General features: G+C 59.3%; 6 protein-coding genes. 5 read left to right on the plus strand and 1 reads right to left on the minus strand.

Annotated features, from left to right (window positions below):
• Positions 1–225: 225 nt before the first annotated feature.
• The 5 genes from NW815_RS08260 (at position 226) to sppA (ending at position 5,764) form a co-directional block, all read left to right on the plus strand.
• Positions 226–1,359: a PIN/TRAM domain-containing protein gene (locus NW815_RS08260; protein ID WP_414391013.1), complete on the plus strand. Its 1,134-nt coding sequence runs from the start codon at positions 226–228 to the stop codon at positions 1,357–1,359.
• A 44-nt stretch (positions 1,360–1,403) separates the two neighbouring features.
• Positions 1,404–3,149, plus strand: a complete 1,746-nt coding sequence (locus NW815_RS08265; RefSeq protein WP_414391016.1) for a sensor histidine kinase — start codon at positions 1,404–1,406, stop codon at positions 3,147–3,149.
• A 75-nt stretch (positions 3,150–3,224) separates the two neighbouring features.
• On the plus strand, positions 3,225–4,073 hold the full coding sequence (rsmA, locus tag NW815_RS08270; RefSeq protein WP_414391018.1) for a 16S rRNA (adenine(1518)-N(6)/adenine(1519)-N(6))-dimethyltransferase RsmA: 849 nt from the start codon (positions 3,225–3,227) through the stop codon (positions 4,071–4,073).
• Positions 4,074–4,178: 105 nt separating this feature from the next.
• Positions 4,179–4,883, plus strand: coding sequence for a 3-oxoacyl-ACP reductase FabG (fabG, locus tag NW815_RS08275; protein WP_414391020.1), 705 nt, complete (start codon positions 4,179–4,181; stop codon positions 4,881–4,883).
• 74 nt (positions 4,884–4,957) lie between these two features.
• Complete coding sequence (sppA, locus tag NW815_RS08280; RefSeq protein ID WP_011432617.1) at positions 4,958–5,764, plus strand: signal peptide peptidase SppA; 807 nt, start codon at positions 4,958–4,960, stop codon at positions 5,762–5,764.
• Between the two features lie 89 nt (positions 5,765–5,853).
• Here sppA and NW815_RS08285 read toward each other — a convergent pair.
• Positions 5,854–6,394 (minus strand): phosphopantothenoylcysteine decarboxylase (locus NW815_RS08285; RefSeq protein WP_414415896.1); only part of this gene is annotated, 541 nt, incomplete at its 5' end.

Raw genomic sequence — 6,394 nt, forward strand, 5'->3', positions numbered from 1 at the left:
TCAGTAAATTCAGCAAAGTTCAGGGTTTTGAGGGTTAGAGGCATGCTCCACAGATCCCTCAAGCTGGCAAGGGATCGCTATGATTTCAGCATAGTCTGAATCCTTCTGGGGGAGGGCTGGCTTGGTTGTCCGGATCCCTCCAACACCAGACGACTAGAATGAGTAGGAAGCAGATTTGCCTATTCCCAGCAGCATCACCCACTCAGCAGGGCCGTCTTTTTTCTTATGCTAGACGCTTTACTGATCGCGATCTTCATGTTGGCCGGGGCTGGTCTCGGGTTTTACGGCCTGGATTTGCTCCCTCCTGCCGCCATTCAGGGGGCCAATGTGGAAGGAGCCCGTGTCGTCACCAGCGGCTTTGGCCTGCTGGCAGGACTGGCTTTGGGATCCCTGGTGCGCTGGAGCTACCGTCGCTTTGAGGCCAATGTGCGCTCCTTGCCGCCGGACGTGTTGATCAGCCGCTCGGTGGGGTTGGTGATCGGCTTGGTGATCGCCAATCTGGCCATGGCTCCTGTGTACTTGCTGCCCTTGCCTCCCCAACTCAACAGGTTCCTCGAGCCACTGGCTTCGGTCTTTTTCAGCTTGGCCTTTGCCTATCTGGGGGTCAGCCTGGCCGATACCCACGGCCCCTCGCTGCTGCGGCTGTTTAACCCCAACTATGCTTTGCAGGCAGCCCTCTGGGCGGAGGGCAATGTGGTGGCTGCCACGGCCAAGGTTTTGGACACCAGCTCCATCATCGATGGCCGAGTGGCTCAGTTAATCGAGACAGGTTTTTTGGAAGGAACCCTGGTGGTTCCTCGCTTTGTGCTGACGGAATTGCAGACCATTGCCGACAAAGCCGATGCCCAAAAACGAGAGCGGGGCCGCAAAGGTTTGGATACGCTGCAGGCTCTACGAGAGGCCTACCCCGATCGTTTCGTTATTCACGAAGCCAACTATCCAGATCTGACCACTGTCGATGAAAAGCTGGTGCGCCTCACCCAAACCGTGGGGGGAACGCTGCTTACCACCGATTACAACCTGAAGAAGGTGGCGGCTCTGCAGGGGGTCAAGGTGCTGAATGTGAATGAGTTGGCCGAGGCGCTGCGGCCCATCTATGTTGCCGGCGACAGCTTTGATATCAAGATCACCCGCGAAGGAAAAGAGCCAGGTCAAGGGGTAGGCTACTTGGAAGACGGCACCATGGTGGTGGTGGAAGAAGGGCAGCGCTCTGTGGGCAAAACCCGCTCTGTGGTTGTGACCAGCGCCATTCAAACCTCAGCAGGCCGCATGATCTTCGCCCGCCTCAACAAGGACTCTGCCCCACTAACCCGCCCGGCCTCTGATCCGGCCAGCCCGGCTTCCTCTGGAAAAACCTGAGTTTTGGCCTACGTTCCCCTAGCGCAATGGTGGCTTCATCCCAAATGGGCGCCCTCCGACCCACTCCGATGTTCTACACGCAGGATCGCCAGAGGCGCTTCTGGAGTTTTTACTGGGAAGATGCCGAGAAATATGGCATCCACCCTCAGCACATCGTGAGCGGACAGCAAATCTGGGAGGTGGCCAACGCTGGAGAGTACGAAGCCAAGCTCAACCAGGTCTTTGCAAGCGGGGATCCCCTCTCCTACGAATGTCAGGTGCTCTCGCCCCGCTACAAGTTGCATCTGCATCTTTCTCTCAACCCTGTACGGGACATGGAAGGGGAGGTGGTGGCGGTTGCGGCAGTGGGCAAGTTGCTGGGGGCTACGCCTTTTGCGTTGGCCGGAGGAACCAGCAGCCCCAACAGCCAGCCCCATGCTCTCCCGGCCGATCCGGTACAGGGGATCACGACGCAGTTGGTGCGCAACATCCGGCATTCCCTCGATATCCGGCAACTGTGCCAGCAGACCGTGGAGCAGTTGGGGCAACTGTTTGAGGTAGATCGCTGCCTGATGGCCCTCTACGAGGTGGGGCAAGACTCCCTCACGGTCAATGCCGAGTACCGCCGCCATCCTGGGGATCCCTCCCTGCTCCACCAGACCCTGAAGCTGGCAGATTACCCCCATTTGTTGCAGGCCCTCAGACAGGAAGAACCGGTGGAGGCGGGGCGACATCTGGCCATTGCCATGTCTTACCAGGGCTACGCCAACAGCCTGCTCTGGCTGGAAATGCTGGATCCGAACAGGGTTCCTGTTTGGCAGCCAAGCCACATTCAGGTACTCCAGAGCATTGCCACCTACCTGGGCGCAGCCATTGCCCACGCCATTTTGCTGGATCAAAGTCGCCAACTGGCAACCCGCTTGCAGTTAGCCAACCAAACTCTGCGTCAGAAAAATAAGGAGCTGGAGCAGGCCCGTGCCCAAGCGGAATCGGCCAACCAACTGAAAAGCCAATTCTTGGCCAACACCTCCCACGAGCTGCGCACCCCTCTCAACGGGATCATCGGCTTTATCAAGCTGGTGCTGGACGGGATGGCCGAAAACCGCGAAGAGGAGCTGGACTTTTTGCAAGAGGCCTATCGCTCTGCCCTGCACCTGTTGGCCCTAATCAACGATGTGCTGGATATCGCCAAGATCGAGGCGGGCAAAATGCAGTTGGAGTTCCAGCCCTGCGACCTGCGAGCTTTGTTTAAGGATGTGGAGGCCAAGACTAGCCTGCAGGCCAGCCAAAAGGGCCTACAACTGAGCTTCCACCTGCCCAACACCTCGGATCAGATTTTGCTCTTGGGCGATTACCAACGCCTGTTGCAGGTGATGCTCAATTTGGTGGGGAATGCCATCAAGTTTACCCCCAAAGGCTCAGTAACCGTGCGAGCGGATATCCTGCCCGGCAATCCGGGGTTGGCCCGCATCCGCGTCATCGACACAGGGATCGGCGTGTCGCTGGAAAAGCAGCAAAAACTGTTTCAGGCCTTCACACAGGTGGATGGTTCCACCACCCGCCAATATGGAGGAACCGGCTTGGGCCTGGCCATCAGCCAACGCCTGGTGGAGGCGATGGGAGGGGAAATCAATTTCTACAGCCTGGGCGAAGGGCTGGGATCCACCGTCACCTTTACGGTGCCCCTCTACCGCAAGCCGCTCCTGAGCGGGGATCCGAACCCAGAGGCGCTCCCTGCTCAACCCGCCCGAGATAGACCTGAGGATGCGGATCCCACCTTGATTTCTGTTCCCAACTCAGTCCAGCGATGACCCACCCGGCCATTTCTCCTTCAACCGCTCTGGGTACCTCTCGGTTGCGGCGCAGCACTGCGCGAACATTCCCCCATGCCCTATCCTCGTAAACGGTTTGGTCAGCATTGGCTCAAGGATCCCGCTGTTCACGAGGCGATTGTGCGGGCTGCCCAGTTGAATGATCTAGAGGGAGACGCGGATCCCACTTGGGTGCTGGAGATCGGCCCCGGCACCGGCCAACTGACGCGGCGATTGCTGGCCCAGGGTGTCCAGGTGGTGGCGGTGGAGATCGACCGGGATCTGTGCCGACTGCTGCAAAAACGGTTCGCCGGCCAACCCCGTTTCCACCTGCTGGAGGGAGATTTTCTCCGCCTGCCGCTGCCTCCTCAACCCCGCCTGCTGGTGGCCAATATCCCCTACAACCTGACCGGCCCCATTTTGGAAAAGGTGCTCGGATCCCCGGCCCAGCCGGTTCGGCAGTTCGAGCGCATTGTCCTCCTGGTGCAAAAAGAGCTGGCCGAGCGCTTGCAGGCCGGCCCCGGCAGCAAAGCCTATGGTGCTCTGAGCTTGCGGACGCAGTATTTGGCCGATTGCGAGCTGATCTGCAGGGTGCCCCCCACCGCTTTCAAGCCCGCCCCCAAGGTGGAATCTGCCGTGATTCGCCTCACCCCCCGCCCCGCCCCCACCCCCGTCCGGGATCCCTGCTGGTTTAACCACCTCCTTCGACAGGGGTTCTCCACCCGCCGCAAGAAGCTCGTCAATGCCCTGGGAAGCTTGGTGGAGCGAGAAGCGGTTGCAGCAGCTTTGGCTCAGCTCCGCCTCAACCCCGATGCCCGCGCCGAAGAGCTGGCCCTGCCCCACTGGCTGGCCTTGAGCGACCTGCTGCTGGAGAAAGCGCCCAAAAGGGCTGTTGTTCCTCAAGAGGAGCAGGAACCAGGGTAGGGTAAGAGAGGGAAGCTCAGTTGGACGAACCCAAACATCCTCTGGGGTTTTTGAAGTCCCTTCCCGATCTTGTTCTGGATCCCTTTCGCCAATGCAGGTGCATCCATGCAAAGCAACCAAGGCAAGCAAATCCTCTTGACCGGCGGCACAGGCGGGCTGGGTTTGGGGGTGGTTCCCGTGGTGCTGGCCAGCGGCGCAGAGCTGACCTTGACCTATCGCCAAGAGAAAGATCTTGCCATTTTGCGGGAGCGCCTGCCGGTCAATGCTCTGGATCGGGTTCGCTTTGTGCAGGTGGATTTAACAGATGAGGCAGCGGTTGCCCGCGCCGTTGCCGACCTACCCCGCGTAGATGGGCTGATCCACCTGGTGGGGGGCTTTGCCATGGGCCCCACCCACGAGTACAGCTTGGCGGACTGGTATCGCGACTTCGACCTCAACCTCACCACCACTTTTCTGACCTGCAAGCACAGCCTGCGCAGAATGTGGCAACAGGGCTATGGGCGGATTGTAACGGTGGGATCCCGAGGAGCGGTGGAGCCGGGCCCGCAATTGGCCGCCTACTGCGCTTCCAAAGCAGGGGTGGTGGCCCTGACCCGTACCATTGCCGCCGAAACCCAAGGCACAGACATCACAGCCAACGTCATCCTGCCCAGCATCATCGACACGCCGGCCAACCGAGCTGCCATGGGATCCGAGCAAGCCGAGCTGTGGGTAAAGCCAGAGTCCATCGGGCAGGTGATTGCCTTTTTGGTCTCAGAAGCAGCGCGGGATCTGCGAGGGGCGGTGATCCCGGTGTATGGCAACGTCTAGGCAACTGGTTGACCAAGCCATGAGCCGCCATTCATGATACAGAATATGCACTTATCCCTATCCAGTTCTTTTCCATGCTGAAGCGATTATTCTTGGGTGGTTTGCGCCGGCAAATCGGTCGCATTGAGGTGGCAGGGGCCATTGATGGCAAAACTCGCGAGCGGGTTCTCAAGGCCCTGAAAGAGGTGGAAGAAAACCAGATCCCTGCTGTGGTGCTGCGCATCGACAGTCCAGGCGGGACGGTGGCCGACTCCCAAGAAATCTACAATGCCCTCTTGCGTTTGCGAGAGAAAAAGGGCACCCGTATTGTCGCCAGCTTTGGCAACATTGCTGCCTCTGGGGGGGTTTATATTGCCATGGGAGCCGAAAAAATTGTTGCCAACCCAGGAACAATCACCGGTAGCATTGGTGTGATCATTCGAGGCAACAATATCGAACGCCTCCTGGATAAGGTGGGGATTTCATTTAAGGTAATTAAGTCTGGCCCCTACAAAGATATTCTCTCGTTTGATCGCGAGCTGACCCCAGAAGAGCGAAACATCCTGCAAGAGTTGATCGACATCACCTACGGCCAGTTTGTGCAGACGGTTGCTGCTGCCCGCAAGTTGAGTTTGAATGTGGTCAAAACTTTTGCCGATGGCCGCATTTTCAGCGGAGAGCAGGCCCTCCACTTGGGTGTGGTGGATCGCTTGGGCACAGAAGAAGATGCCCGCCTTTGGGCGGCAGAGCTGGCGGGTTTGCCGACGGATGCGAAGTTCTACGACCTGCTCCCGCGGCGCAGAGGTTGGTCTCGATTTCTGCCGGCAGCAGAAGCCTTGGCCCGTCTGCAGTTTGAAGTGAGCACCTCGGGCTTGCCCCTGTGGCTTTACACAGGTTCTTGAGGCAGTTCGCGAACAGCTATTCCGGGAAGTTTAGCGTTCTGTACCGCACAGCCCCCACCCCCGGCCCCTCTTCCAGAGGGAGAGGGAGTTTAACTAAAGTAGCCCAACTCCAATTGCCGGGCCAGATCCAGCAGCCGGTGGGCCAGGGTTGGCTTGGTTGCCAATGGGATCCGCTCTGGACTTCCCTGCTGGGGGATCCAATAGCCTTGGTTGTGGCTGCTGCCAAAGCCGCTATCCGGTTGGTCGATGGGGTTGGCCACAATAGCATCCAGGCCCTTCTGGCGGAGCTTCTCTCTGGCCGGTGGCAAGGGATCCCCACTTTGGGCGGCAAAGCCGATGAGGCGTTGGCCAGGGCGTTTGTGGCGGGCCAGAGCTGCCAGCAGGTCAGGGATCGGCTCCAACGGCAACATCTGGGGTAGATCGGCTTTGGGCAGCTTCCCCGCGTAAACCTGAGAGGGGCGCACATCCCCCACAGCAGCAGCCATCCACAAGAGATCCGCCTGGGGAAATTCCGCCTGCAAAGCCGCCTCCAGTTGGGCTGCCGTCTCCACCGGAATGGCCCGAATGGCGAAGGGCGCTGGATCAAAAGGGATCCCCAACGGCCCATGGACCAGCGTCACTGTCGCCCCC

The organism is Synechococcus sp. R6-7, assembly GCF_047461695.1.
Lineage (GTDB): Bacteria > Cyanobacteriota > Cyanobacteriia > Thermostichales > Thermostichaceae > Thermostichus.